This is a genomic window from Streptomyces sp. NPDC048255, assembly GCF_040652415.1.
GTDB lineage: Bacteria > Actinomycetota > Actinomycetes > Streptomycetales > Streptomycetaceae > Streptomyces.
Genome location: NZ_JBEZMA010000011.1, coordinates 61,661 through 87,226 on the forward strand (window position 1 = coordinate 61,661; position 25,566 = coordinate 87,226).

Annotated in this window: 21 protein-coding genes and 1 pseudogene; 8 read left to right on the top strand and 14 right to left on the bottom strand. The window is 73.8% G+C overall.

Going from position 1 to position 25,566, the window contains the following annotated elements:
- Positions 1-1,416, bottom strand: coding sequence for an FAD-dependent oxidoreductase (locus AB0D94_RS12160; RefSeq protein WP_362049685.1), 1,416 nt, complete (start codon positions 1,414-1,416; stop codon positions 1-3).
- Between the two features lie 157 nt (positions 1,417-1,573).
- On the opposite strand from AB0D94_RS12160, the gene AB0D94_RS12165 reads away from it, so the two are divergent.
- From AB0D94_RS12165 to AB0D94_RS12175, 3 genes are all read left to right on the top strand, one after another.
- The gene (locus tag AB0D94_RS12165) at positions 1,574-2,869 is read left to right on the top strand and encodes a ferredoxin reductase family protein (RefSeq protein WP_362049688.1); all 1,296 of its coding nucleotides are present in this window, start codon (positions 1,574-1,576) and stop codon (positions 2,867-2,869) included.
- A 115-nt stretch (positions 2,870-2,984) separates the two neighbouring features.
- Entirely contained in the window at positions 2,985-3,272 is a 288-nt protein-coding gene (locus AB0D94_RS12170) for a hypothetical protein (RefSeq protein WP_362049691.1), read from the top strand.
- A gap of 36 nt (positions 3,273-3,308) precedes the next feature.
- A complete protein-coding gene (locus AB0D94_RS12175; protein ID WP_362049694.1) occupies positions 3,309-4,085 on the top strand; it encodes a TSUP family transporter in 777 nt (258 codons plus the stop codon).
- Between the two features lie 76 nt (positions 4,086-4,161).
- Here the strand turns inward: AB0D94_RS12175 and AB0D94_RS12180 are convergent, their stop codons facing one another.
- The 4 genes from AB0D94_RS12180 to AB0D94_RS12195 all read right to left on the bottom strand — a co-directional run bounded on the left by AB0D94_RS12180 (position 4,162) and on the right by AB0D94_RS12195 (position 7,726).
- Positions 4,162-4,722 (bottom strand): class F sortase, encoded by a 561-nt coding sequence (locus tag AB0D94_RS12180; protein ID WP_362049697.1) that lies wholly within the window; start codon positions 4,720-4,722, stop codon positions 4,162-4,164.
- Positions 4,723-4,983: 261 nt separating this feature from the next.
- Entirely contained in the window at positions 4,984-5,526 is a 543-nt protein-coding gene (locus AB0D94_RS12185; RefSeq protein ID WP_362049700.1) for a hypothetical protein, read from the bottom strand.
- Positions 5,527-5,732: 206 nt separating this feature from the next.
- Positions 5,733-7,022, bottom strand: coding sequence for a HAMP domain-containing sensor histidine kinase (locus tag AB0D94_RS12190; RefSeq protein WP_362049703.1), 1,290 nt, complete (start codon positions 7,020-7,022; stop codon positions 5,733-5,735).
- Positions 7,019-7,726: a hypothetical protein gene (locus AB0D94_RS12195; protein ID WP_362049706.1), complete on the bottom strand. Its 708-nt coding sequence runs from the start codon at positions 7,724-7,726 to the stop codon at positions 7,019-7,021. The genes AB0D94_RS12190 and AB0D94_RS12195 overlap by 4 nt, the downstream gene beginning before the upstream one ends.
- A 199-nt stretch (positions 7,727-7,925) precedes the next feature.
- Here AB0D94_RS12195 and AB0D94_RS12200 point away from each other — a divergent pair, with 199 nt between their 5' ends.
- Positions 7,926-8,369 (top strand): gamma-glutamylcyclotransferase family protein, encoded by a 444-nt coding sequence (locus AB0D94_RS12200; RefSeq protein ID WP_362049709.1) that lies wholly within the window; start codon positions 7,926-7,928, stop codon positions 8,367-8,369.
- 63 nt (positions 8,370-8,432) lie between these two features.
- Here AB0D94_RS12200 and dnaG read toward each other — a convergent pair whose 3' ends face one another.
- The 4 genes and pseudogenes from dnaG to AB0D94_RS12220 all read right to left on the bottom strand — a co-directional run bounded on the left by dnaG (position 8,433) and on the right by AB0D94_RS12220 (position 13,999).
- Positions 8,433-10,328, bottom strand: coding sequence for a DNA primase (dnaG, locus tag AB0D94_RS12205; protein WP_362049712.1), 1,896 nt, complete (start codon positions 10,326-10,328; stop codon positions 8,433-8,435).
- A 34-nt stretch (positions 10,329-10,362) separates the two neighbouring features.
- Positions 10,363-11,637, bottom strand: a complete 1,275-nt coding sequence (locus AB0D94_RS12210) for an FAD-dependent oxidoreductase (protein WP_362049715.1) — start codon at positions 11,635-11,637, stop codon at positions 10,363-10,365.
- Positions 11,638-11,730: 93 nt separating this feature from the next.
- Positions 11,731-13,062: a deoxyguanosinetriphosphate triphosphohydrolase gene (locus AB0D94_RS12215; protein WP_362049718.1), complete on the bottom strand. Its 1,332-nt coding sequence runs from the start codon at positions 13,060-13,062 to the stop codon at positions 11,731-11,733.
- Between the two features lie 56 nt (positions 13,063-13,118).
- A pseudogene (locus tag AB0D94_RS12220) lies at positions 13,119-13,999 on the bottom strand (CbiX/SirB N-terminal domain-containing protein).
- Positions 14,000-14,351: 352 nt separating this feature from the next.
- Between AB0D94_RS12220 and AB0D94_RS12225 the strand changes: the two are divergent.
- From AB0D94_RS12225 to AB0D94_RS12235, 3 genes are all read left to right on the top strand, one after another.
- On the top strand, positions 14,352-14,966 hold the full coding sequence (locus AB0D94_RS12225) for an ElyC/SanA/YdcF family protein (protein WP_362049935.1): 615 nt from the start codon (positions 14,352-14,354) through the stop codon (positions 14,964-14,966).
- A gap of 68 nt (positions 14,967-15,034) precedes the next feature.
- Positions 15,035-15,805, top strand: a complete 771-nt coding sequence (locus tag AB0D94_RS12230; protein ID WP_362049722.1) for a glucose 1-dehydrogenase — start codon at positions 15,035-15,037, stop codon at positions 15,803-15,805.
- A 249-nt stretch (positions 15,806-16,054) separates the two neighbouring features.
- On the top strand, positions 16,055-18,322 hold the full coding sequence (locus AB0D94_RS12235) for a molybdopterin oxidoreductase family protein (RefSeq protein WP_362049725.1): 2,268 nt from the start codon (positions 16,055-16,057) through the stop codon (positions 18,320-18,322).
- Here AB0D94_RS12235 and AB0D94_RS12240 read toward each other — a convergent pair.
- A complete protein-coding gene (locus tag AB0D94_RS12240; RefSeq protein WP_362049728.1) occupies positions 18,319-19,341 on the bottom strand; it encodes a nucleotidyl transferase AbiEii/AbiGii toxin family protein in 1,023 nt (340 codons plus the stop codon). The two genes, AB0D94_RS12235 and AB0D94_RS12240, sit on opposite strands and share 4 nt — an antisense overlap.
- Positions 19,338-19,943 carry a hypothetical protein gene (locus AB0D94_RS12245; RefSeq protein WP_362049731.1) on the bottom strand — a complete coding sequence of 202 codons (606 nt, stop codon included), beginning with the start codon at positions 19,941-19,943 and terminating at the stop codon, positions 19,338-19,340. The genes AB0D94_RS12240 and AB0D94_RS12245 overlap by 4 nt, the downstream gene beginning before the upstream one ends.
- A 153-nt stretch (positions 19,944-20,096) precedes the next feature.
- Between AB0D94_RS12245 and AB0D94_RS12250 the strand changes: the two genes are divergently transcribed.
- Positions 20,097-21,173: an RNA polymerase sigma factor gene (locus tag AB0D94_RS12250; RefSeq protein WP_362049734.1), complete on the top strand. Its 1,077-nt coding sequence runs from the start codon at positions 20,097-20,099 to the stop codon at positions 21,171-21,173.
- A gap of 43 nt (positions 21,174-21,216) precedes the next feature.
- Here AB0D94_RS12250 and AB0D94_RS12255 read toward each other — a convergent pair whose 3' ends face one another.
- From AB0D94_RS12255 to AB0D94_RS12265, 3 genes are read right to left on the bottom strand one after another with little or no spacing between them, the layout of a single operon-like run.
- Positions 21,217-21,744, bottom strand: coding sequence for an SMI1/KNR4 family protein (locus tag AB0D94_RS12255; protein WP_362049737.1), 528 nt, complete (start codon positions 21,742-21,744; stop codon positions 21,217-21,219).
- 60 nt (positions 21,745-21,804) lie between these two features.
- Complete coding sequence (locus AB0D94_RS12260; protein ID WP_362049740.1) at positions 21,805-23,727, bottom strand: ABC transporter ATP-binding protein; 1,923 nt, start codon at positions 23,725-23,727, stop codon at positions 21,805-21,807.
- Positions 23,724-25,457 carry an ABC transporter ATP-binding protein gene (locus AB0D94_RS12265; RefSeq protein WP_362049743.1) on the bottom strand — a complete coding sequence of 578 codons (1,734 nt, stop codon included), beginning with the start codon at positions 25,455-25,457 and terminating at the stop codon, positions 23,724-23,726. Before AB0D94_RS12265 ends, AB0D94_RS12260 begins: the two co-directional genes overlap by 4 nt.
- Positions 25,458-25,566: the final 109 nt, after the last annotated feature.

Here is a 25,566-nt window from a genome sequence, read left to right on the forward strand (position 1 = left end):
TCAGTGGCCTCCGTCGTCGGTGAGCAGGTGGAACAGGTCGGCGGGGTCGGGCAGGGCTGCGTCGCCGTCCCAGGTGCGGGCGAGGGCGCCCACGGTGGAGAGCTCGCCGAGCAGCACCCCGCCGACGAGGCGGTCGCCGCGGACGACGACCTTCCGGTAGGTCCGGCGGGTGGCGTCGGCGAGGCGGACCACGTCGTCGCCGGGGAGCGGGGTGGTCTCGCCGAATGCGGCGAGGTCGAGGGGGCCGGCTCCGGCGCCGCCCAGGGTGAGGCGGGTCAGCGCGCGGGTGCCGCCGTACGGGGTCCCGCGGCCGGTGAGGGCGTCGGCGAGGGCGTCGGCCTGCTCCAGGGCCGGGCCGGCCAGGCCGTACACCTGGCCGGCGTGCTCGGCGCAGTCGCCGATGGCGTGGATCCGGGGGTCGCTGGTGCGCAGCCGGTCGTCGACCACGATGCCCTTGCGTATGGCGAGGCCGGCGGCTTGGGCGAGGCCGGTGCGGGGGCGTACGCCGCAGGCCAGCACGACGAGGTCGGCGTCCAGCCGGTAGCCGTCGGCGAGCTCGACCCCGGTGACCCGGCGGTTGCCCCGTGCGGGGCGGCTGCTGGGGCTCCGCCCCAGACCCCGCTCCTCAAACGCCGGAGGGGCTGGATTTTTGCTGGTGCTGCCCGCCCTGCGCGGCTGGGTTGCCCGCAGGGCAATTCCAGCCTCGCCGGCGTTTGAGGCGCGGGGTCCGGGGCGGAGCCCCGGGAGCGGAGCCGCCGATGTGGTCAGGCCGCGGACCCGGCATTCGGTGTGGATCTCCACGCCGAGATCCTTCAGGTGGGCGTGCAGCAGGGCCGAGGCGTCCGCGTCCAGCTGGCGCTCCATCAGGCGCTCCGCCTGCTGGGCCAGGACCACCTGCGCGCCGCGCTCGGCCAGCGCCCGGGCCGCCGAGACGCCCAGCAGGCCGCCGCCGATCACCACCGCCCGCACGCCGGGACGTACGGCCGCCGAGAGGGCCAGGCAGTCGTCCATGGTGCGGAACGCGTGCACCCCCTCGGGGAGTTCCCCGGCCCCGGGTTCGAACAGCCCGCGCAGCGGCGGCAGGACGGGATTGGACCCGGTGGCCAGGACCAGCGTGTCGTACCGCTCCGTGCTGCCGTCGTCGCAGTGGACCGTGCGGTCGGCGCGGTCCACGCGGACCGCCCGCACACCCCGGCGCAGCGCGGGGCCGGGCGAGGGCAGGGAGGTCACCTCCGGTGCGTACCGGCCGGCCAGTACCTCGGCGAGGAGGACCCGGTTGTACGGGACGTGCACTTCCTCGCCCAGCACGGTCACCGAGGCGTCCGCGCCGGTGTCCGCGCCCGCGCCGAGCCGCTGCGCGAGCCGCAGGCCCGCGAGGCCGCCGCCGATCACCACCACACGCTGGTCCGAGGTCATGCCATGAGGGTGCGCGGCCGCTGTTTCCCCACCGCATCGCCCTTGTTTCCCCGACGGAACGCCCACCTCAGCGTGGGGGTTAAGGGCCGGTGAGGCGTTCCTCAAGGCGGCCTTAAGGATCATCCGGGCCACGGTGGCGGCCCTTAGCGTGACCCGTATGCGAGACGTGGCGGTGCGGGTCAGGGGCGGGATGCTGGGCGGGGCGGGAGCGGTGGCCCTGCTCTGGGCCGCGCAGGTACGCCCCTCCGCCCGGCCCGACGCGCTGTTCGCCACGGCCGCCCACCTGACCGGCCTGCTCGCCGGGTACGGGGCGCTGGTGCTGCTGTTCCTGATGGCCCGGGTCCCCGCCGTCGAGCACGGGGTCGGCACCGACCGGCTCGCCCGCTGGCACGCGCTGGGCGGCCGGTACGTGCTCCTGCTCTGCTTCGGCCACGGGCTGTTCGCCCTGCTCGGGTACGCCGTGCACGAGGGGCTCGACGTGGTCTCCGCAGGCCGGGAGCTCCTCGGCTACCCGGCGCTCGCCGCCGCCGCGCTCGGTACCGCCCTGCTGGCCGCGGTCGGCGTGACCTCCGCCCGGGCCGTACGCCGCCGGCTCTCGCACGAGACCTGGCGCGGGGTGCACCTGCTCGTACACGTCGCGGTCGCCCTCGGCTTCGTGCACCAGCTCGCGGGACCCGACCTGGCCCCGGTCGCCTGGTTCTGGGCCCTCGCCCACAGCGCGGTCGCCGTCCTGCTGGTCTGGTACCGCGCGGTGGTCCCCGTACGGCAGGCTTTGCGGCACGCGCTGCGGGTCGCGGAGGTCCGCGCCGAGGGGCCCGGGGTGGTCTCCGTCGTCATGTACGGGGAGCACCTCGCGGAACTGCGCGCGGAGCCGGGCCAATTCCTGCGCTGGCGGTTCCTCCAGCGGCGGCTGTGGCACACCGCCCTGCCGTTCTCGCTGTCCGCGCCGGTCCGCGGGAACACCCTGCGGATCACGGTCAAGGGGCTGGGCGGCCACTCCCGCCGCATCCGCCGGCTGCGTCCCGGCGCCCGGGTCCTGGCCACCGGGCCGTTCGGGGCGCTGACCGCCGCCCGCCGGACGCGGCCCAAGGTGCTGCTCATCGCGGGCGGCGTCGGCATCACCCCGATGCGGGCCCTGTTCGAGACGCTGCCCGGCGGCCCCGGCGACATCACTCTGCTCTACCGGGCCGGAGCCGAGGAGCACCTCCTCCTGCGCGCCGAACTGGAGGCCATCGCCGCCGAACGGCGGGCCGGGCTGCACTACCTGCTCGGGCCCTCGGGCAGTGCCTACGATCCGCTGGCCCCGCAGGCGCTGGCCGCGCTGGTGCCGGACCTGGCCGAGCACGACGTGTACCTGTGCGGGCCGCCGGGGATGACCGAGGCGACCCGGGCCGCGCTGCTGCGGGCGGGGGTCCCGGCCGGGCGTGTGCACAGCGAGTGCTTCACCTTCTGACGGTCCCTGTCCGAGCCGCCGCCGCAGCCGAGTTCCCGCTGTCCGACTGCCCCGCCCCGTGCCCGCACCCGCCGCCGCCCGCTTCAGCGCCCCGCTCCCGAGAGGTCCCCGCGCCATGCGTCACCCGCTGCACGTCACCCTCCCCGTGTCCGCGCCCGCCGCCGTGGTCCGCCCGGTGGGCACCGCCCGGCACCGCAAGCCGTCCCCCTGGCTGCCGCGGCCGGCCGTACGGGCCGCACTGGCCGCCGTACCGCCCGCGCGGCGGCTGGCGGCCGGGCTGGGGCTGGCCAGCGTGCTGGCGGCGAGTGTCCTCACGGCAGTTGTGGAACCGGCTGCTCCGGTGGCTCCCGACCGGGCTCCGGCCGGGCGAAGCTCAACCTTTGCGCAAGTTTCCGGGCATTGATGGTCCCTGCAAGCGCCAGGTCCATAAGGTCAGGACGTGCCTGACATATCAACGACCATGATCATCATCCTGTGCGTGGCCGCGGCGGCGGCCGGCTGGATCGACGCGGTGGTGGGCGGCGGTGGCCTGCTGCTCCTGCCCGCGCTGCTGCTCGGCCTGCCCGACGCCCACCCCGCCACCGTCCTCGGTACGAACAAGGCCGTGGCCATCGTCGGCACCGGGGGCGCGGCCGTGACCTACGTGCGCAAGGCCCCGGTGGACGTGAAGCTGGCCGTCCGCATCGGCGCGGCCGCGCTCGCCGGCTCGATGGGCGGCGCCGCCCTCGCCGGAGGCATCAGCAAGGACGCGCTGCGCCCGCTGATCATGGTGGTGCTGGTGGTCGTCGCCGCCTTCGTGCTCTTCCGCCCCGCCTTCGGCACCGCCCCCGCCACCTCGCCCGTCAGCCGTCAGCGGGTGCTGCTGGCCATCGGGCTGGCCGGGCTCGGCATCGGCTTCTACGACGGCCTCATCGGGCCCGGCACCGGCACCTTCCTGGTGCTCGCGCTCACCGCGCTCCTCCACCTCGACCTGGTCACCGCCTCGGCGACCGCCAAGATCGTCAACGTGTGCACCAACGCCGGAGCCCTCGCGATGTTCGCGTACCAGGGCATGGTGCTGTGGCAGCTGGCCGCCCTGATGGCGGTGTTCAACCTGGCCGGCGCCATGGTCGGCGCCCGGATGGCACTGAAGAAGGGCAGCGGCTTCGTCCGCGGCGTCCTGCTGAGCGTGGTGGGCGCCCTGGTGGTGAAGCTCGGCTTCGAGCAATGGGGCTGAGCGCCGGAGCCGGAGCCGGAGCCCGGGCCGGGGCCGGACCCGTACGCATAGCCGTACGCGAGGCCGTACCCGTAGGTCAGTACGTACCGGTCAGGTGGGCGAAGACGACCACGTTGCCCCGGTAGCCGGTGCGCGGCGAGAAGCCGCCCCCACAGGTGATGACCCGCAGCTCCGCGCGCGGTGAAGGGTCGTACACGCGCGCGTCGGGGAAGGCCTTGGCGTCGTAGACCTCGACCGCGTGGACGGTGAACACGGCCGTACGCCCGTCCGCGCGCACCACCTCGACGGCGGCCCCGCGGCGCAGCGCGCCCAGGTGGTAGAAGACCGCCGGGCCGGTGGCGTGGTCCACGTGCCCGGCGATGACGGCGGTGCCCGCGGCCCCCGGGGTGGTGCCCTCGCGGTACCAGCCGGCCAGGTCGCGCCGGGCGGGCGGGGGGACTTCGAGGCTGCCGCCCGGCTGCAGGCCGAGGCCGACCAGCGGGGCGTCGACCCGGATGGAGGGGATCCGGACGCGCGTGGGCGGGGAGCCGGGGAGCGGCGCGATACCGGCGCCCGCCGCGCGGGCTCCGGCGGCGGTGAGGGCCTCGGCCGGGGACGGCAGCGGCGGCCCGACCGGCTCGTGGGAACCGCTGGTCACGAGCCAGACGCCGACGCAGGCAGCAAGTGCCAGGAGGCCCGCGTGGCGGGCGGTGGGCCTGCGCCGGGCCCGGCCCGGTGGGGCGGGTCCGGCTCCGGGGCCACCCCGGACGGCTCGGAATGCGCCACCCATGCGTACCCCCTCGGCTGTCGATTCGGGGTGACTGGCCGTCGCCCGGCCCCGCGAACGGGGGGACCTCGCGGGGCGGGCGACGGGGGACGGTACCGGTCGGACCACGGCCGGAGCCGCGGTGGGCGTCCGTCAGCTCCGCGTGCCGCTCGCCCGGCGACGCAGGAGCCAGGTACCGCCGACGGCGGTCGCGGCCAGCACTGCCGCTCCCGCCGCGATCTTGGCGGGGTCGGTGGAGGTGGTCGTCCCACCACCCACCCCGGTGTGGACGGGGCCCTGCGGGCCGCGTTCGGTGACGGTCAGGTCGCCGGTGGCGAACTTGCCGTTCGCGCAGGTGGCGCCGATGCCGTAGGTGCCCGGGCGGGTGTCGCGGGCGACGTGGAACTGCCCCACGACCACCTCCTTGTGGGTGCCCGGGACCAGCTTGAAGCGGCCGCCGCCGACCGTGGTGGCATCGCCCTCGGCGTGGCTGCCGGGGCCGCAGGCCTTGGTGTTCACGGTGACGGTGGCGCCGGGGGCGGCGGATTTCGGCCACACCTCCAGCGGGGCGAAGTCACCGGGCGCGAAGCTCACCATGCCGAGGTCCACGGCGGCGACCGCACCGGCGACCGGGCCGGTGAACGCGGCGGCGGTCAGCGCGGTGGCAGTGAGCGCGTGAGCGGTGCGTCGGCGCATGGGGGCTCTCCTGAAGACACGGGGTCGTGTCCCCGAGGTAACCCGCCCCGCCGGGCGCGCGCCTGCTGATGTTCCGTCAGGTCCGCCCGTGCGCGACCACCGGACGGGTCGTTCCCGCAGGTCAGAGCCGGTGGATCCGCCGTCCGGGCCGACCGCGCCGTCCGGGTGACCCCGTCCCCCGCGTGGGGGTCGTCCGGGCCGGTCCGTCAGGCCGGCGGGAGCGTCACCGCGGCGCGGGCCCCGCCGGACGCCGGGTTCGACAGGGTGACGCGGGCGCCGATCACCTGGGCCTGGCCGAGGGCGATGGTCAGCCCCAGCCCCGTGCCCTGGCCCCGTTCGGGAGTGCCGGTCAGGAACCGCTGCGGGCCTTCGGCCAGGAGCTCCTCCGGGAAACCGGGCCCCCGGTCCGTCACGGTCACGGTCGTCCCCGACACGGTCACCGTGACCGGGTCCCCGCCGTGCCGCCGGGCGTTGAGCAGCAGGTTCGTCAGGATCCGCTCCAGCCGGCGGACATCGGTCCGCACCCGCACGGGCACCTCCGCGCCGACCACCTCCGCGCCGACCACCTCGGCCGCGACCCCCGAGCGCCGGGTGACCGACTCCACCAGCGGCCCCAGCCGGTGCGCCTCCAGCTGGGCCTCCTCCCGGTTCGCGTCCAGCCGGGCCACCTCCAGCAGGTCCTCGGTCAGCGTCCGCAGGGCCGCCACCCGGTCCCGTACCAGCTCGGTCGGCCGCCCCGCGGGCAGCAGTTCGGCGGCGGTGTGCAGCCCGGTCAGCGGCGTCCGCAGCTCGTGCGCCACGTCCGCGGTGAACCGCTGCTCCGCCTCCAGCCGCCGCTGGAGGCTGGCCGCCATCGTGTCGACCGCCGAGGACAGCGCGGCGACCTCGTCGCGCGTCCCCGGCACGCCCGACGGCCCGATCCGCGCGTCGAGCTCGCCCGCGCTGATCCGGCGGGCCGTCTCCGCCGCCGTCCGCAGGTCCTTGCTCAGGCGGCTGGCCAGCAGCGCCCCGCCGATCGCCGCGAGCGCGACGACGACCGCTCCGTACGCGATCAGCTGACGGTCCAGATCGGCGAGTTCGGCCTGCTCCTCGTCCAGCGGCTGGCGGACGGACAGCACATGGGCCCCGCCGATCGGGCGGGCCGCCCACACCGCCGGGTGCGGTCCGGACAGGTCGAGGTAGGTGGTCCGCAGTCCGGCGAGGGCCGCCGCCCGCAGCGGTTCGGCCAGCTCCGGGCAGTCGATACGCGCATCGGCCTCGCCCACCCGGCCGGGATCGAGCCGGCCGGTGAGCTCGTAGACCTGCCGTACGCGGATCAGCTGGGCGGTGGCGCTCGCCCGCGCCGCGTCGGCCACCTGACGGCCGCGCGCCTCGTGGATCAGCACCCCGATGGCGAGCGCGACGAGCGAGCAGCCGGCGGCGAGCAGGACGGCGATCTTCCAGCGCAGCCCGAGGGACCACAGGAGGTGGCGGTAGCGGATCAGGACCGGCCTCACCGGCAGACCTGCCCGTCCCCGGCGGCGCGGCCGGGCAGTGCGCGCTCCTCGGCGTCACAGCGCCGGGCGGCCTTGTCGAAGCGGCGCTCGTCGCTGACCACCGTCATCCGCTCGCCGTCCCAGTGGTAGCGGACGGCCTGTTCGGAGCCGTCGTCGGCGGCCGTGCGGATCAGCAGGTCCTCGCCCACGGCCTCGGCGGCGATCTGCCGGCCGATGGTGAAGAGGACGGGGTAGATCTTCCCCCGGGCCGTGGTGTACACGGTCAGCGCGGTGCGCCCGGTCGCCACGTCGGCCGCGACGACGAGCTCCGGCTGCCCGTCGCCGGTCAGGTCCCGGTAGACGGGCGGGCGGACCCCGGCCCGGCCCGGCGCGGTGATCGAGGTCCCGCCCAGGGCCTGGCTCATCCGCGGGTCGGCCCGTGCGACCTCCAGCGCGTCCACCGCGCGGAGCCCTCCCGGGCCCACCTCGGGTGCGGATTCGAGGGCCTTCGGCGCGGCCTCCCGCCGGCCCACCGGGGCGCCGGGGGCCCTGGCGGACTCCTGGGCCCAGGCGGGCCAGAGCGCCTCGGGCTGCGGCTGGGCGGACACGGGGGGAGCGGGATCGCCCTCGGCGAGCCCGCCGGGCGCCGCGCAGCCGCCGACGGCCGCCGCGCAGGAGCAGGCGCACAGCAGCGCGGCGGCGATGCGGCGGGTGAATCGAGTCATGGGGAGGGAACCGTGGGGTGGAAGTGGTGGAACTGGTGGGCGGGACCGACGGTAGACGGCGACGGTCACGGCCTTCGGGAGGTTGTGTAACAGGGGTGCGTACGGTGGTGTGGTGCGGCGGAAGTCGGGACCAAGGTCCTGTCCCGCGCCCGCTCGCGTGGCATCCGTCCGTAGCAGCCGTACCAGAGGGAGGGCCCCCGTGACATCGGTCGTTCGGCCACCGGACCGGAGCGTGCAGCTCCCCTTCTTCGTCTACGGGACCCTGCGCCCCGGCGAGGTCAACCACGACCTGTTCCTGCGCGGCCGCACGGTCTCGGAGGAGCCCGGCCTGCTCCCGGACACGGCGCTCTACGAAGGCCCCGGGTACCCGTACGCGCTCCACCGCCCGGGCCCCGGCGCCGTCGGGGAGCTGATCACGGCCGAGCCCGGCGCCTACGGGGAGCTGCTGGTCGCGCTGGACCGGCTGGAGGAGTACGAGGGCCCGGGCCGGCCGGGGAACATGTACGACCGGATGGCCCGCGAGGTGCTCCGCCCCGACGGCTCCTCCGTCCTGGCGTGGGTCTACCTGGCCTCCCCGCTCCTGGCCCGCGAGCTGCGGACCTCGGGCACGGAGATACCGGGCGGCGACTGGCTCAAGCGGTAGCGGCCGGGCGGGATCCGCGGGCCGGGGGAGTCCGGGCCGGGGGAGCTACGGCCCTCGGGGGAGTTACAGCCCCTCGGCGCCGCGGTTGCGCAGGCGCTGACCGTACTGCTGGAGGACCCACAGCTCCTCCTGGACCGCCGCCAGCTGCTCCGGCGGGGCCTGCGGGCCCAGCCGGGACATGGTGCCCTGGATCTCGTGCACCCGGCGGTCCACGGCGCGCAGCCGCACCTGGACCAGCTGCATCCCGGCGTAGATCTCGTCCACCGTCTTGGCGTGGATGGCCTCGACGGCCAGCTCAGTGACGAGCGCACGGACGGTGTCGTTCGGGGCGGCCTCGCGCACGCGGGCCAGGTAGTCGTCGGCGGCGAGCGAGGCACCGCCCGCGTCCGCGATGGCCTGGCGGACCGCCGCGTAGGGCGGCGCGGTGAACTCGTCCATGCCGTAGGCGTCGAAGGCGGGGGAGACCAGGGCCGGGCGCTGGAGGGCCAGCTTGAGCAGCTCGCGCTCGGTGCGGTGGGCGGGGCTGCGCAGGTTCAGCGCCGGACCGCCGGCCGGCCGCTCGGCGGGCGCGGCCTCGTAGGCGGGGCGGCCCCGGCCCTGCTGCGGGGGCTGGCTGCCGCGCTCCCGGGCCCAGCGCGCCAGCTGTGCGACCCGCTTGACCACGAACTGCTCGTCGCGGATGCCCAGCATGCCCGCCAGCTGGACCGCCGACTCGTGCTGGATCGCGATGTTCTTGATGTGGGCGACGACCGGAGCCGCCTCGTCCAGCGCGGCCGCCCGCCCCGCCGGGTTCTCCAGGTTGTGCCGGGCCACGATGTGGCGCAGGGCGAACTCGAAGAGCGGGGTCCGGGACTCCACCAGCCCCGACACGGCCGCGTCCCCCTGCGCCAGGCGCAGGTCGCACGGGTCCATGCCGCCCGGGGTGATCGCGATCGAGGTCTCGGCCGCGAACTTCTGGTCGTCCTCGAAGGCGCGCAGCGCCGCCTTCTGCCCGGCCGCGTCGCCGTCGAAGGTGAAGATCACCTCGGCAGTCGCGTTGTCCATCAGGAGACGGCGCAGGATCTTGATGTGGTCGCCGCCGAAGGCGGTGCCGCAGGTGGCGATCGCGGTGGTGACCCCGGCCATGTGGCAGGCCATCACATCGGTGTAGCCCTCGACCACGACCGCCCGCGAGGTCTTCGCGATCTCCTTCTTGGCCAGGTCGATGCCGTACAGGACCTGGGACTTCTTGTAGATCGCGGTCTCGGGGGTGTTCAGGTACTTCGGGCCGTTGTCGTCCTCGCGCAGCTTGCGCGCGCCGAAGCCGACCACCTCGCCGCTGATGTCGCGGATCGGCCACATCAGCCGGCCGCGGAAGCGGTCGATGGGCTTGCCGCTGCGGCTGTCCTGGGCGAGGCCGGAGGTGATCAGTTCCTTGTCGCTGAAGCCCTTGCCGCGCAGGAAGCGGGTCAGGTGGTCCCAGCCGGCCGGGCTGTAGCCCACGCTGAAGTGGGCGGCCGCGGCCTGGTCGAAGCCGCGCCCGGCCAGGAACTTGCGGCCGATCTCCGCTTCGGGGCTGTCCAGCTGGTCGACGTAGAACTGGGCGGCGGCCTTGTGCGCCTCGACCAGCCGGATCCGCTCGCCGCGGCCGCTGGTGCCGGCGGTGTAGCCGCCCTCCTCGTAGCGCAGGGTGATGCCGGCCTGGCCGGCCAGGCGCTCGACCGCCTCCGAGAAGGAGAGGTGGTCGATCTTCATGATGAAGTCGAGGGTGTCCCCGCCCGCCTGGCAGCCGAAGCAGTGGTACAGGCCCTTGCTGGGGCTGACCTGGAAGGACGGGGACTTCTCGTCGTGGAAGGGGCAGAGGCCCTTGAGGTTGCCGCCGCCCGCGTTGCGCAGTTGGAGGTAGTCGGAGACGACGGCGTCGATCGGGACCGCGTCCCGTACCGCCTTCACGTCGTCGTCATTGATCCGTCCTGCCACCCGTGAAGTCTACGGCCGGGCGCGGGCAAACCTGTCAGGCACCTTCCGCCGTGACCAGCGACGCGAGCGGAATGGACGGGTCCGCCAGGGCCTCGCGGTCCACCGGCGCCTTCGACCTGATCAGGGCCTGGATGTGCCCTGTGACGTCCCACACATTCACGTTCATCCCGGCCAGCACCCGGCCCTCCGAGAGCCAGAAGGCGATGAACTCCCGCTTCCCCGCGTCCCCGCGGATCAGCACCTGGTCGTAGCCGCCCGGCGGGGCGTAACCCGAGTACTCCAGCCCCACGTCGTACTGGTCGGAGAAGAAGTACGGCACCCGGTCGTAACTGACCTCCTGCCCCAGCATCGCCCGCGCCGCGGCCGGACCGCCGTTGAGCGCGTTGGCCCAGTGCTCCACCCGCAGCCGGGTCCCGAGCACCGGATGGTGGGCGGCGGCCACGTCCCCGACCGCGAAGACGTCCGGATCGGAGGTGCGCAGCGAGGCGTCCACGGCGATCCCGCCGCCGTGCTCCCGGTCGACCAGGGCCAGTCCGGAGGTCTCGGCGAGCGCGGTCCGCGGCGCCGCCCCGATCGCCGCCAGCACCGCGTGTGCCGGGTGCTCCTCCCCGTCGTCCGTACGGGCGGCCAGCACCATGCCGTCGTGGCCCACGATCTCGGTCAGCCGGGACCCGAAGTGGAACCGCACCCCGTGGTCGGCGTGCAGGTCCCCGAAGAGACGGCCGATCTCCGGGCCGAGCACCGCGTGCAGCGGGGTGGCCTCCGGCTCGACCACGGTGACCTCCGCGCCGTACCCGCGGGCCGCGGCGGCCACCTCCAGCCCGATCCACCCGGCGCCCGCGATCAGCAGGTGGCCGTTGTCCCGGCCGAGACCGGCCAGGACGCGCCGCAGCCGCTCGGCGTGGGCGAGGCGGCGCAGGTGGTGCACCCCGGCCAGGCCCGTGCCCGGGACGTCCAGGCGGCGCGGCTCGGCGCCGGTGGCCAGCAGCAGCTTGTCGTAGTGCAGCGCGGTGCCGTCGCCGAGGACCACCTTCTTGGCGTCCCGGTCCAGGTGCACCGCCGGCTGGCCCAGGTGGAGCTCGACGTCGGCGCGCGCGTACCAGGACGGCTCGTGGACGAAGACGCTGTCGCGCTCCTCCTTCCCCGTCAGGTACCCCTTGGACAGCGGGGGCCGTTCGTAGGGATGCTCGCGCTCGTCGCCGATCAGGATCACCCGCCCCGTGAACCCCTCGGCCCTCAGCGTTTCGGCCGCCTTTGCCCCGGCGAGCCCCGCGCCGACGATGACGAATGTCCGGTGTGCGTCGACCACCTGATGCCTCCTCATAACCTCACCGCCACATGCGACCACATGCGAGCGTCCCGCACTGAGCCTGCCGCGTGAAGGGGGAGTGGCCCGATCAGCTCACCCCTCGGCGCGTCGCGTGCGCCGGGTGAGGCGCGCGTGCAGGGAACGGGCGGCTGCGTCGGTCAGGCACGCGATCTGGTCGATGACCGCGCGTTTCCTGGCCCGGTCGTCCGCGGCCGCGTCGAAGATCGCCCGGAACTGGGGGTCCAGTCCCTCCGGGGCTCGGGCGCTCAGCGCCTCGGCGAGTTCGGCCAGGACGATGCGCTGGTCGGCCCGGATCCGCTCCTGTTCGTCGCGCTGCATGACGTAGAGGTCGGCGACCGCCTTGAGCACCGCGCACTCGTTGCGCGCCTCGCGCGGGACCACCAGCTCCGCCCCGTACCGGGTGAGGCGGCCGGAACCGTACGCCTCGCGGGTGGCGCCCTCGGCGGCCAGGCAGAACCGGCCGATCAGCTGGCTGGTGGCGTCCTTCAGCCGGGCCTGCGCCACGGCCGAACCGTCGTAACCGTGCGGCCACCACTCCTGCTCCATCAGCCGGTCGAGGGCCTCGCGCAGCTCCTCCGGATCGGTGTCCGAGGGCACGTACCGGCCGATCGCGACCCGCCAGATCGCCGCGCGCTCGGGCTCGGAGAAGAGGAGGTTGGGGTCGAGGTGGCCGGCGTGCAGACCGTCCTCGAAGTCGTGGACGGAGTACGCGACGTCGTCCGCCCAGTCCATGACCTGGGCCTCGAAGCACTTGCGGTCCGCGGGCGCGCCGAGTCGCAGCCACTCGAAGACGGGCAGGTCGTCCTCGTACGCGCCGAACTTCACCGAGCCGGGGTCCGTGGGGTGGCCCCCGCGGGCCCAGGGGTACTTGGTGGCGGCGTCCAGGCAGGCCCGGGTGAGGTTGAGGCCGACACTGACGAGCTCGCCCGACGCGGGATCGGGCACGAACCGCTTGGGCTCCAGCCTGGTCAGCAGGCGTAGGGACTGGGCGTTGCCCTCGAAGCCGCCGCAGTCCTTGGCGAACTCGTTGAGCGCCTCCTCGCCGTTGTGCCCGAAGGGCGGGTGGCCCATGTCGTGCGAGAGACAGGCGGCCTCGACGAGATCGGGGTCGCAGCCGAGCGCGGCGCCGAGCTCGCGGCCGACCTGCGCGCACTCCAGCGAGTGCGTCAGGCGGGTCCGCGGGCTCGCGTCCCAGTCGTACGAGCGGGTGCCGGGGGTGACCACCTGGGTCTTCCCGGCGAGCCGGCGCAGGGCGGCGGAATGCAGCACGCGGGCGCGGTCGCGCTGGAAGGCGGTGCGCCCGGGCTGTTTGTCCGGTTCGGCGGACCAGCGCTCGGTGGCGTCCGGGCCGTAGGGCTGGTCGGGGGTGGAGGAGTGTGCGGGGGCGGGTGCGGTGCCTTCCATGCTGAGACGTTAACCGGAGACACCGACAATCCGAGCAATCCGAACGAACTCGTTGCTTATGCGGTGGCCAGTTCCCGGTGGCTCCGGCGCGCCACGGCGAGGGCCTCGTCGTAGCGCTGGAGGACCAGGCGGGCCAGCGCCGGGTGCGCGCCGAGCGGGGCGGCGGCCGGGCCGGGCGCGGCGGCGGCGCACTGCGAGGCGAACCGGCCGGGGCAGGCGAAGTACGAGGCGACGGCGGCCCGGTGGTGGCCGCGCGCGGCCAGCGCCCGGACGGCTTCGGGGACGGTGGGGGCGGCGGCGGAGGCGTAGGCGGGTACGACGGGCACCCCGCCGAGGCGTTCGGACAGCTGCGCGGCCGTACGGCGGGTGTCGGCGGCGGAGTCGGGGTCGCGGGACCCGGCGGCGGCCAGGACCACGGCCGGCCTCCCCTCCCCGGCCGAACCCCAGCCGGCCTCCACGAGCCGTTCGTACAGGGCCTCGACGAGCAGCGGATGCGGGCCGAGCGGGGCGGCGACGAGGGTCCTCAGATGGGTGGCCCGGGCGGCCGCCGCGGGGAGGTCGCGCTTGACGTGGTGACCGCGCCCGAGGAGCAGCGGTACGAGTACGGCCTCCCCGGAGGCGGCGCGCAGGGTGTCCGCGAGCAGCGGCTGGTTCAGCTCGATGTGCCCGAGCCGGACGTCGAGCCGGGGGCGGAGCTCGCGGACCAGTTCCAGGAGGGCTCCGGCGGTATGCAGGGCGAGCGGGTCGCGGCTGCCGTGGGCCACGGCGACGAGGGTGGGGTGCATGGGGCGGCTCCTGGGGCGAGCGCGTGGCGGGCGCGGGGCGGGCGCAGCCCGCTGAGCTGCGTGCCGAGCTGGGCGGTGAACCGGGTCAGCAGCTCGGCCGCGGTGTCGAGGGGGAGGGAAAGGGCTTCGGGAGGGTGCACCGGCTCCGTCATGAACCGATCCTGCGCGCCGGAGGTTGCCTGGGCGTTGCGGCGGGGTGACGGGTGTTTACCGGGTGCTCACTCGCTCATTCGTACGGGTGAAAGGTGGTGGGGGTGGAACTGGGGGCCGGGGCGGTTCGTCAATGCGTGCGAACGACTTGTGTGTGAGGTGTGGGGTGCGAGGGGGGACGGGACCATGAAGATGCCGGACTGGGCGAGGTGGGCGGCGCGCGCGGGGCGTGCGGCGAGGTCGGTGCGGGTGGCGCGGGCGGTACGTCGATGGCCGAGGGGGCTGAAGGGGCTGAGGCGTCTGAGGGCGGCGCTGCGGAGCGTGCGGGGCAGACGGCGCGCCGTGCAGCTCGTGATGGCGGGCTGTGTGCTGGCACTGCTGCCGTCGGCGTGGACGCACGCGACGGCCGCGGACCGCCTGCGCACCACGGCCGACGCGCCCGCCGCCGAGGTGGCGGTGGTGTTCGGGGCGGGCCTGTGGCAGGGGCGGCCCACCCCGTACCTGGCCGACCGGCTCGACGCCGCCGCCGAGCTGTACCGCACCGGCAAGGTCAAGGTCGTGCTGGTCACCGGAGACAACAGCCGCACGGAGTACGACGAGCCCGACGCGATGCGCACCTACCTCACCGGGCAGGGGGTGCCGGACGGACGGATCGTCAGTGACTACGCGGGCTTCGACACCTGGGACTCGTGCGTCCGGGCCAAGCGGATATTCGGGGTCGACCGCGCCGTGCTGATCAGCCAGGGCTTCCACATACGCCGGGCCGTGGCCCTGTGCCAGGCGGCGGGCGTGGAGGCGTACGGGGTCGGGGTGGCCGATGTGCACGACGCCACCTGGTACTACGGCGGTGCCCGCGAGGTCTTCGCGGCGGGCAAGGCGGCGGTGGACGCGGCCTTCAAGCCCGCGCCGCGGTTCCTGGGGCCGAAGGAGGAAGGGGTGTCGCGGGCGCTGGCCGCTCTGGCAGACTGACGCGGCCATCGGCCTATGCCGATTAGTCATATGCCGGTCTGTCCGTATCGAGATCAGGGGTGTGCACCGTGGCGGTTGTGGATCTGAGCGGCAAGGTCGTCGTCATCACCGGGGGAGCCCGGGGCCTGGGCGCGGCTGCGGCGCGGGCCGTGGTCGACGGCGGCGGACAGGTGCTGATCACCGACGTGCTGGAGGCGGAGGGCGCCGGGACCGCCGCCGAGCTCGGCGGCGCGGCGCGGTTCATCCGGCACGACGTGACGAGCGAGGCCGACTGGCAGGCGGCGCTGGAGTACGCGGTCGCCGAGTTCGGCCGCGTCGACGGCCTGGTGAACAACGCCGGGATAGCCACCGGCCAGTTCCTGGAGCACGAGAGCGTCGAGCACTTCCGCCGGGTCGTGGAGGTCAACCTGGTCGGCGTGTTCATCGGCCTCAAGGCCGCGATCCCGCTGCTGCGGGCCGGCGGAGGCGGCTCCGTCGTCAACATCTCCTCCGCCGCCGGTCTGACCGGCCTCGCGCTCACCGCGGGGTACGGCGCCTCCAAGTGGGGGGTGCGCGGCCTGTCGAAGATCGGTGCGGTCGAGCTCGCCGAGGCCAGGATCCGCGTCAACTCGGTGCACCCCGGCATGACCCTGACCCCGATGACCGCCCCCATTGGCATCCAGGCCGGCGAGGGCAACTACCCCGGCGCCCCCCTCGGCCGCGTGGGCGCCCCGGAGGAGATAGCCGCCGCCGTCGCGTTCCTGCTCTCGGACGCCGCCTCCTACATGACGGGCGCGGAACTCGCGGTCGACGGCGGCTGGACCGCAGGCCTGACCGTGAAGCACCTGACGGGCCAGTGACCCCGCCGTAAGGCGCGGCCTCCGCAGCGTGCCCCCGCTTCCGGAGCGGGCATGCGGCCGCCGATTTCGACGTCGGCGACGGCGAGGCGGGCACGGCGGGCGGCGGGCGGATCGTGTACGCCGAGATCCTCGACCGCCCCGCGACGGGCCCGGCCTCACCGGGGCCGGGGGATGGCGCTGAGGCCGAACACCCTCACCTGTAACGCGGGGCGGCGGCCGGCGTAACACCCCTGTCGCACGGTGGGGCGTATGCACACCCCGGACGCCACCGCCACCGCCACGCACTGCCCGTACTGCGCGCTGCAGTGCGGGATGCTGCTCCGCCCCGAGCCGGGCGGCGGCACCGTGACGGTGGAGGAGCGTGCCGACTTCCCCGTGAACCGGGGCGCGCTGTGCGGCAAGGGCCGCACCGCCCCCGCCGTGCTCTCCTCCCGGGTGCGCCTGACCGAGCCGCTCATCCGCACCCACGCCGGGCAGCTGGAGCCGGCCACCTGGGAGGAGGCCCTCGACGCCGTGGCCGAGGGCCTCGCCCGCACGGGACGCGCGTACGGCCCGGACGCCGTCGGGGTCTTCGGCGGCGGCGGGCTGACCAACGAGAAGGCGTACGCGCTCGGCAAGTTCGCCCGGGTCGCCCTGCGCACCTCGCAGATCGACTACAACGGCCGCTTCTGCATGTCCTCGGCCGCCGCCGCCCACCAGCGGGCCTTCGGCCTCGACCGCGGGCTGCCCTTCCCTCTGGAGGACATCCCGCGCACCGGCTGCGTGATCCTCGTCGGCTCGAACCTCGCCGAGACCATGCCCCCCGCCCTGCGCTACCTCACCGAGCTGAAGGCCAACGGCGGCACCCTCATCGTCATCGACCCCCGCCGCACCCGCACCGCGGAACAGGCCGATCTCCACCTGGCCCCCCGCCCCGGCACCGACCTCGCGCTCGCCCTCGGCATGCTGCACCTGATCGTGGCGGAGGGGCGCACGGACGAGGAGTTCATCGCCGCCCGGACCACCGGCTGGGAGGAGGCCCGGGCCGCCGCCATGGCCCACTGGCCCGAGCTGGTGGAACGCATCACCGGGATCCCCGTCCCCCGCCTCCGCGAGGCCGTCGCCATGTTCTGCGCGCCGTCCTCCGCGATGGTCCTCACCGCCCGGGGCCCGGAGCAGCAGTCCAAGGGCACCGACACCGTCGGCGCCTGGATCAACCTGTGCCTGGCCACCGGCCGGGCCGGCCGCCCCCTCTCCGGCTACGGCTGCCTCACCGGCCAGGGCAACGGCCAGGGCGGCCGCGAGCACGGGCAGAAGGCCGACCAGCTCCCCGGCTACCGCAAGCTGACCGACCCGCAGGCCCGGGCGCACGTGGCCGGGGTCTGGGGCGTCGACCCCGACTCCCTCCCGGGGCCGGGCCGCAGCGCGTACGAACTCCTCGACGCCCTCGGAACGGACGTACGGGCCCTGCTGCTGATGGGTTCCAACCCGGTGGTCTCGGCGCCCCGGGCCGCGCACATCGAGGAGCGGATCCGCTCGCTGGACTTCCTCGCGGTGGCCGACGTGGTGCTCTCCGAGACGGCCGCCCTCGCGGACGTGGTCCTGCCCGTCACCCAGTGGGCGGAGGAGACGGGCACGACCACGAACCTGGAGGGCCGCGTCCTGCTGCGCCGCCGGGCCCTGACCCCGCCGCCCGGTGTCCGCACCGACCTGGAGGTCCTGCACGGGCTGGCCGGCCGCCTCGGCGTCGAGAAGGGCTTCCCCACCGACCCCGAGGAGGTCTTCGAGGAACTGCGCCGCGCCTCGGCCGGCGGCCCCGCGGACTACTCGGGCATCTCCTACGCCCGCATCGAGTCGGAGCAGGGCGTCTTCTGGCCCTGCCCCGAAACCCCGCCGACCCCCGAAACGTCCCCCGCCACCTCGGCCCCCGCCGGCGCTTCGGCCCTCGCTACGACCGCTGCCGGTGCCCCGGCCCCCGCGCCCGCCCCGGGCCCCGCCACCACGACCCCCGCCGGCACCACGGCCCCCGCCGGCACCACGACCCCTGCCGGCACCACGGCCCCCGCGCCCGCCCCGGGCCCCGCAGGCACGCCCCGTCTCTTCCTCGACCGGTTCGCCACCCCCGACGGCCGGGCCCGCTTCGTGGCCGTCTCGCACCGGGACGCCGCCGAGGTCCCCGACGCGCTGTACCCGATCCTGCTCACCACGGGCCGGGTGGTGGCCCAGTACCAGTCCGGAGCGCAGACCCGTCGCGTGGACGAGCTCAACGCGGCGGCCCCCGGCCCCTTCGTGGAGCTCCACCCCCGCCTCGCCGCCCGCATCGGCGCGGTCGACGGCAGCCCCCTGGCCGTCGTCTCCCGCCGGGGCCGCGCGGTCGCCCCGGCCCGGATCACGGACGCCATCCGCGCGGACACGGTCTTCATGCCCTTCCACTGGCCCGGCGAGGGCCGCGCCAACACCCTGACCAACCCGGCCCTCGACCCGGTCTCCCGCATGCCGGAGTTCAAGGTCTGCGCGGTCCGCGTGGAACCGGCCTAGGACCGTCCCGCCCCGCCGAAGGACCGCCCCGCCCCGGCGAAGGTCGGCGCCAGCGCCGCGACCAGGCGGCGTACGTACGCTCCGGGGCCGTCCCCGATCTCCGGGTACTCGCGGGCGAACTCCGGCCACTCGCTCAGGTCGAGGCCCTCGAACGTGCCCAGGGTGAGGGGGTCGAGGACGCCCCCGGTCTGCCACTCGCCGGACTGCCGGAACACCGTCTCCAGCAGCGGATACGGCACGACGCAGTCCTCGGCGAGCAGTACCGCGTCGTAAAGGTCCTTGCCCTGCGGGTACATGTCGGTCGCCAGCCACAGCAGCTTCCAGGCCAGGGAGAGTTCCCGCGTCGCGCCCCGCAGCCCGGTCCCGGCGACTTCGGAGATCTCCGGCGCGACGGGCAGTTCCTCGTGGAAGACGAAGTCCAGCTGCACGTGGCCGCCGGGCAGTCCCGGTGCGGACCACGGAAGGACCAGCCGGTGGCCCGGGACCCGCTCGTACGTCCAGATGTACTCGGAGACCGCCTCCGAAGCCGGCATGACCAGCCCTCCGTGCTCCGCGGCGGCCCGCTCGGCGGCCGAGGCGACCGCGTCCAGCATCAGGCGGGTCCGGGGTTCCTCGATCCGCCAGTCCTGCGGCACCACCACGAAGTCGAGATCGTGCGGATCACGTGCCACCCCGGGGTACCAGCCGGACATCAGCATGCTGCCGCGCAGCACCAGTGATCCGGCCCACCCGGACGAGGCGACCGCCCGCAGGGTCACGGCGAGCGCCGTACGCCGCGCCGCCTGCCAGCGGACCCGCACCGCGGGGTCGGAGACCACCTCGTCGGTGGGCCGGTAGGCCTCGTCGAAGTGTTTGAGCGCGGGATCGAACACCTTGTGCCGGGCGGCGGCCGCTCCCACCCCCGCGGTCAGCGTGCGGGGCAGTTGCCCCTTCCTGTGCAGCCGGTCGGCCTCGGACTCGGCGATGTCGTCCGGCCCGCCCGGAATCGACGGCTTCCACGGTTCGCCGGCAGAGCTCATCGCAGGTTCCCCTCCTCGATCCACCCGTCGTCCACGGACAGGTCACTGTCGTACAGCACGAACTCCCGCTCCTCCGAGCGGATTTCGTACCCCGCCGAGCCGAGCGCAGCGGACAGCGCGTCGCAGGCCGCCCCCGCCCGCTCCGCCGGGACCCCCCGGCAGCGCTGCGTCACGAAGCGCTCGTGAGCGCCGCCCGGCAGGACCCGGCGGGCGTTCCACGAGACGTGCGCCGAGTGCCGTACCGCCAGGTCCTCCAGGGCCGCGCGGTCGTAGTGCGGCGGGAGGCGGAGCTTGAGGTGGTGCTCGAAGTAGCCGCCGCCCGGGCCCGGGCGGTCCGTGGTCCACGGGACCGTCTCCACCTTGACCCGCACCGGGTCGAAGCCGGCCGCCCGCAGCTGCGGCACCAGCCGCTCGTGGCCCGTGCGGTCGGGCAGGGTCAGCATCGGCTGCGAGGTCATCCGCCCCCGGGCCAGCAGGATGTGCGTCACCTTCAGCTTCCGCGCCCCGGCCCACGCGTCGAGGCGGGCGAGCGTCGCCGGATCGGCGCAGCGCACCGTCACGTGCGTCTCGTACTCGGACATGAAGTCGATCATCTCGGACATGAGTCCGATCCGCATCGGGGTTCTCCGCTGCGGGTAACCATCCGGTCACGCAGCGGGCTCAGAAAGTGCCCGCACGCCCCTCGTGGCCGCGATGTGTCGTACCCCACACTGAGGTGCGGTGCCCCCGTCCTCGGAGCCCTGGAGGCCGCCCCCGTGCAGACCGAGACCCTGACCGTGAACGTGAACGTGAGCGAGTCCTCGGAGGCCGAAGAGGCCGGGACAGAGGCCGAAGCCGTGGACGAAGAGCCCGAGGTGCCGGAGCTGATCGAGCAGGTTCCCGTGCAGCGCAGGCGCAGCGGCGACAGCGGGGGCGGAGCCGGTCCTTCCGCGGACCTGTTCCGGCAGTACCTGCGTGAGATAGGCAGGATCCCGCTGCTCACGGCCGAGGAGGAGGTCGACCTCGCGCGCCGCGTCGAAGCCGGCCTGTTCGCCGAGGAGAAGCTCGCGGGAGCCAGTGACCTCGACTCGCAGCTCGCCCTCGATCTCGACAAGCTCGTCGTCATGGGGCGGATGGCCAAACGCCGGCTCATCGAGTCGAACCTGCGGCTCGTCGTCTCCGTCGCGAAGCGGTACGTGGGCCGCGGGCTCACCATGCTCGACCTCGTGCAGGAGGGGAACCTCGGGCTCATCAGGGCCGTTGAGAAGTTCGACTACGCCCGCGGGTACAAGTTCTCCACCTACGCCACCTGGTGGATCCGGCAGGCGATGTCCCGGGCCCTCGCCGACCAGGCCCGGACCATCCGCGTGCCCGTCCATGTCGTCGAGCTGATCAACCGCGTCGTCCGTGTCCAGCGCCGCATGCTCCAGGAGCGCGGTTACGAGCCCACGGCCGAAGAGGTCGCCGTACACCTCGAACTGACCCCCGAGCGGGTCATGGAGGTGCTCCGCCTCGCGCAGGAGCCGGTCTCGCTGCACGCCCCCGTGGGCGAGGAGGACGACGTGGCGCTCGGCGACCTGATCGAGGACGGCGACGCCGCGTCCCCGGTGGAGTCCGCCGCGTTCTTCCTGCTGCGCGAGCACCTGGAAGCGGTGCTCTCGACGCTCGGTGAGCGGGAGCGCAAGGTGGTCCAGCTCCGGTACGGGCTCGCCGACGGGCGCCCCCGCACCCTGGAGGAGATCGGGCGGATCTTCGGCGTGACCCGTGAGCGGATCCGGCAGATCGAGTCCAAGACCCTCAACAAACTGCGGGACCACGCCTTCGCCGACCAGCTCCGGGGATATCTCGACTGACGGCGAGGGGCGCCCCGCAGCCGGCCGGCCCGGTGACGCGGGCCTACACGAAACCAGGCTGCCCGGACTCGTTGAAACGGTGGACCGAGCGTCGCAGGAGGTCGAGGAACTCGCCGAGGTCGTTCGTGATCCGGTCGAACCCGGCTTCCTCGGAAGCACCCCGCGAGCGCCACACGGCACCGTCCGAGCCGACCGCGAACAGGATCCCGCCACCGTCGGAGCCGATCAGTACGGCGGGGGCGGTGCCGCCCGCCCCGGGCAGGTCGATGCGTTCGCCGAGGGCCCGGGCCCCGGAGTGCAGGAAGTAGGCGTTGCCGACGTCGCTCATGTGCACGGCGCCGATCTCGCTGTAGTACACAGCGAGATCGGTGAAGGCCGCGGATTGCGCAGCCAGGCGCCCTGCAGCGGCCCGGTCGCCCGCCTCCGGGGGGTGAATCGCGTTCTCCCCCGGGCCATAGCCGTACTTCTCCTCGAAGCCGCAGGTCATGGCGCAGAGGGCCGCCGAGACCTCCTCGCGCCAAGAGGCGAGGGAGGCAGCCGTGAGAGGGACGGGTTCGTACGGAGCGCGCATGGCGCCATCCTCACATCCCGCCCCTCCACTCCGGTGACCGGCAGATCCGGAGGAAACGGCCTAGTCGACCTCGGCGACCGCCTGCGCGAACTGCGCCGCGTACAGCCGCGCGTACGCACCGCCCGACGCCAGCAGCACCTCGTGGCTGCCCTGCTCCACGATCGAGCCGTTCTCCATGACCAGGATCACGTCCGCGTCGCGGATCGTGGACAGACGGTGCGCGATCACGAAGGACGTACGGCCGTGCGCCAGGCGCGCCATCGCCTTCTGGATCAGCACCTCGGTACGGGTGTCCACCGAACTCGTCGCCTCGTCGAGCACCAGGATCACCGGGTCCGACAAGAACGCCCGGGCGATCGTGATCAGCTGCTTCTCGCCCGCGCTGACCCCCGCGCCCTCGTCGTCCAGCACGGTGTCGTAGCCGTCCGGCAGCGTGCGGATGAAGCGGTCCGCGTGCGCCGCCCGGGCCGCCTCCTCGATCTCGGCGCGCGTGACCTTGCGGGAGGCCCCGTACGCGATGTTCTCCGCGATCGTGCCGCCGAACAGCCAGGTGTCCTGGAGCACCATGCCGATGCCGGAGCGCAGCTCCTCGCGGGTCATCTTCGCGATGTCCACCCCGTCGAGGGCGATCTCGCCGCCCGTGACCTCGTAGAACCGCATCAGCAGGTTGACCAGGGTGGTCTTGCCCGCGCCCGTCGGGCCGACGATCGCGACGGTCTGGCCCGGCTCGACGCTCAGCGAGAGGTTCTCGATGAGCGGCTTGTCCGGCTCGTAGCGGAAGGCCACCTTGTCGAGCGTGACCTGGCCGCGCACCGTCTCGGGGCGCTCCGGGACCTCGGCGTCCGGCTCCTGCTCAGGGGCGTCCAGCAGCTCGTAGACCCGCTCCGCCGAGGCGACGCCGGACTGCACCAGGTTCGCCATCGAGGCGACCTGCGTCAGCGGCATCGAGAACTGGCGCGAGTACTGGATGAAGGCCTGCACGTCACCGATCGACAGGGTGCCCGAGGCGACCCGCAGTCCGCCGACGACCGCCACCAGCACGTAGTTGATGTTCGACAGGAAGGCCATCACCGGCTGCATGAGGCCGCTGACCAGCTGCGCCTTGAACGAGGCCCGGAACAGCGCCTCGTTCTGCTCGGCGAAGAGGGCCGCGGACTCCTTCTGCCGCCCGAACACCTTGACCAGCGTGTGGCCCGAGTACATCTCCTCGATGTGCGCGTTGAGGGTGCCGGTGCTCTTCCACTGCGCCACGAAGTGCGGCTGGGACTTCTTGCCGATCTTCGCCGCGACGTAGACCGAGACCGGTACGGTCACCAGCGCGACCAGCGCCAGCAGCGGCGAGATCCAGAACATCATCGCCAGCACGCCGACGATGGTCAGCAGGGAGTTCAGCAGCTGCCCCATCGTCTGCTGGAGCGTCTGGCCGATGTTGTCGATGTCGTTGGTGGCGCGGCTGAGCACCTCACCGCGCTTCTGCTGGTCGAAGTACGACAGCGGCAGCCGCGACAGCTTCGCCTGCAACTCCTCGCGCATCCGGTACACGGTGCCGTTCATGACGTGGTTCGACAGCCGCGTCGCGACCAGCATCAGCAGGCCGGCCAGGGAGAAGACCACCAGCGCCCAGACCGCCACGACCCCGACCGCGCCGAAGTCGATGCCCTGGCCCGGGGTGAAGTCGGTGCCGGCCAGCATGTCGGCCGTGCCGTCCCTGCCGTCGGCGCGCAGCCCGTCCAGCGCCTGCTGCTTGGTGATCCCGGCCGGCATCTGGCGGCCCACGATCCCCGCGAAGACGAGGTCGGTGGCCCGGCCGAGGATCTTGGGTCCGATCACGGTGAAGGCGACGCTGCCGACGACGGCGACGACCATGCCCCACAGCTTGACCCGGTCCTGCGCGATCTGGCCCAGCAGCCGTCCGCCCGAGCCCTTGAAGTCCAGGGACCGTTGCGCCGGCCCCATCATCATCCGTCCTCCGGGCCCGCTCATCCGGCCTCCGCCTCCGTCAGCTGGGAGAGCACGATCTCCCGGTAGGTCTCGTTCCCGTCCATCAGTTCGCGGTGCCGTCCCACGCCCACGACCCTGCCCTCGTCGAGTACGACGATCCGGTCGGCCTCGCGGATGGTGGACACCCGCTGGGCGACGATGACCACGGTCGCGTCCTCGGTCTCGCGGGCGAGCGCCGCGCGCAGCGCCGCGTCCGTCGCGTAGTCCAGGGCGGAGAAGGAGTCGTCGAAGAGGTAGATCTCCGGGCGCTGCACCAGGGTCCGGGCGATCGCCAGACGCTGGCGCTGGCCGCCGGAGACGTTGGTTCCGCCCTGGGCGATCGGGGCGTCCAGGCCGCCCTCCAGCTCGGTGACGAACTCCTTGGCCTGGGCCACCTCCAGGGCCCGCCACAGCTCCGCGTCGGTCGCCTCGGGGCGCCCGTACCGGAGGTTGGAGGCCACGGTTCCGGAGAACAGGTACGGCTTCTGCGGAACCATGCCGACCGTCCTGGCCAGCAGTTCCGGGTCGAGGCGGCGGACGTCCTCCCCGTCGACCAGCACCTCGCCGCCGGTCGCGTCGAACAGCCGCGGGACCAGGCCCAGCAGGGTGGACTTGCCGCTTCCGGTGGAGCCGATCACCGCCGTGGTCTCGCCGGGGCGGGCCACCAGGTCCACCCCGTGCAGCACCGGGACCTCGGCGCCCGGGTAGCGGAAGTCGGCGCCGCGCAGCTCCAGCTGCCCGTGCCGGGCGAGCTCGCGCACCGGGTCGGTGGGCGGGACCACGCTCGACCCGGTGTCCAGGACCTCCTGGATCCGCTCGGCGCAGACCTCGGCGCGCGGCACCATCATGAACATGAAGGTGGCCATCATCACGGCCATGACGATCTGGAGCAGGTAGGCGAGGAAGGCCGTCAGCTGGCCGATCTCCATGCCGCCGCTGTCGACGCGCATCGCACCGAACCAGATGACGGCGACGCTGGAGATGTTCACGACCACGATGACCGTGGGGAACATCAGGGCGAGGAGCTTGCCGGCGGCCAGCGACACACCCGTCAGCTCGGCGTTGGCCTCGCGGAAACGGTCCTTCTCGTAGGTGTCGCGGACGAAGGCGCGGATCACCCGGTTGCCGGTGATCTGCTCGCGCAGGACCCGGTTCACGGTGTCCAGGCGCTCCTGCATCTGCCGGAACAGCGGCCGCGTCCTGAAGACGATCGCGCCGACGGAGACGCCGAGGACGGGGACGACGGCGAGCAGGACGCCCGACAGCTGCACGTCGAGCGAGAGCGCCATGGCGATGCCGCCGACGCACATGATCGGCGCCGCGACCATCAGGGTGAACGACATCAGCACCAGCATCTGGACCTGCTGGACGTCGTTCGTCGTACGGGTGATCAGCGACGGGGCCCCGAACTGTCCCAGCTCCCGCGCGGAGAAGCTCTGCACCCGGTCGAAGACCCCGGCGCGGACGTCCCGGCCCAGGGCCGCCGAGGTACGGGCGCCGTAGTAGACGGCCCCCGCGTTGCAGACCAGCTGGACCAGCGAGACACCGAGCATCAGCGCGCCGAAGCGCAGGATGTAGCCGGTGTCGCCGTTGACGACACCGTTGTCGATGATGTCCGCGTTGAGCGTGGGCAGGTAGAGGGTCGCGCTGGTCTGCAGCAGTTGCAGCAGGACCAGCAGACCGATGGCTTTCCGGTACGGACCCAGGTGGGTCCGCAGAAGTCGTATGAGCACGCGCAGGCTCCGGTGGGCAAGATCGAGGGGGATCCCTCCATCTTGAGCCACACGGTGGCCCGATCCCCACCGGATTTCGCAAAGCCCGGTCAAAAGGAGTAGCCCCGGG

Coding starts and splice junctions, on each gene's coding strand:
- AB0D94_RS12160 (WP_362049685.1), bottom strand. CDS start 1,416: ATGACCTCGGACCAGCGTGTGGTGGTGATCGGCGGCGGCCTCGCGGGC.
- AB0D94_RS12165 (WP_362049688.1), top strand. CDS start 1,574: ATGCGAGACGTGGCGGTGCGGGTCAGGGGCGGGATGCTGGGCGGGGCG.
- AB0D94_RS12170 (WP_362049691.1), top strand. CDS start 2,985: ATGCGTCACCCGCTGCACGTCACCCTCCCCGTGTCCGCGCCCGCCGCC.
- AB0D94_RS12185 (WP_362049700.1), bottom strand. CDS start 5,526: ATGCGCCGACGCACCGCTCACGCGCTCACTGCCACCGCGCTGACCGCC.
- AB0D94_RS12195 (WP_362049706.1), bottom strand. CDS start 7,726: ATGACTCGATTCACCCGCCGCATCGCCGCCGCGCTGCTGTGCGCCTGC.
- AB0D94_RS12215 (WP_362049718.1), bottom strand. CDS start 13,062: ATGGAAGGCACCGCACCCGCCCCCGCACACTCCTCCACCCCCGACCAG.
- AB0D94_RS12225 (WP_362049935.1), top strand. CDS start 14,352: ATGGCGGGCTGTGTGCTGGCACTGCTGCCGTCGGCGTGGACGCACGCG.
- AB0D94_RS12235 (WP_362049725.1), top strand. CDS start 16,055: ATGCACACCCCGGACGCCACCGCCACCGCCACGCACTGCCCGTACTGC.
- AB0D94_RS12240 (WP_362049728.1), bottom strand. CDS start 19,341: ATGAGCTCTGCCGGCGAACCGTGGAAGCCGTCGATTCCGGGCGGGCCG.
- AB0D94_RS12245 (WP_362049731.1), bottom strand. CDS start 19,943: ATGTCCGAGATGATCGACTTCATGTCCGAGTACGAGACGCACGTGACG.
- AB0D94_RS12255 (WP_362049737.1), bottom strand. CDS start 21,744: ATGCGCGCTCCGTACGAACCCGTCCCTCTCACGGCTGCCTCCCTCGCC.
- AB0D94_RS12260 (WP_362049740.1), bottom strand. CDS start 23,727: ATGAGCGGGCCCGGAGGACGGATGATGATGGGGCCGGCGCAACGGTCC.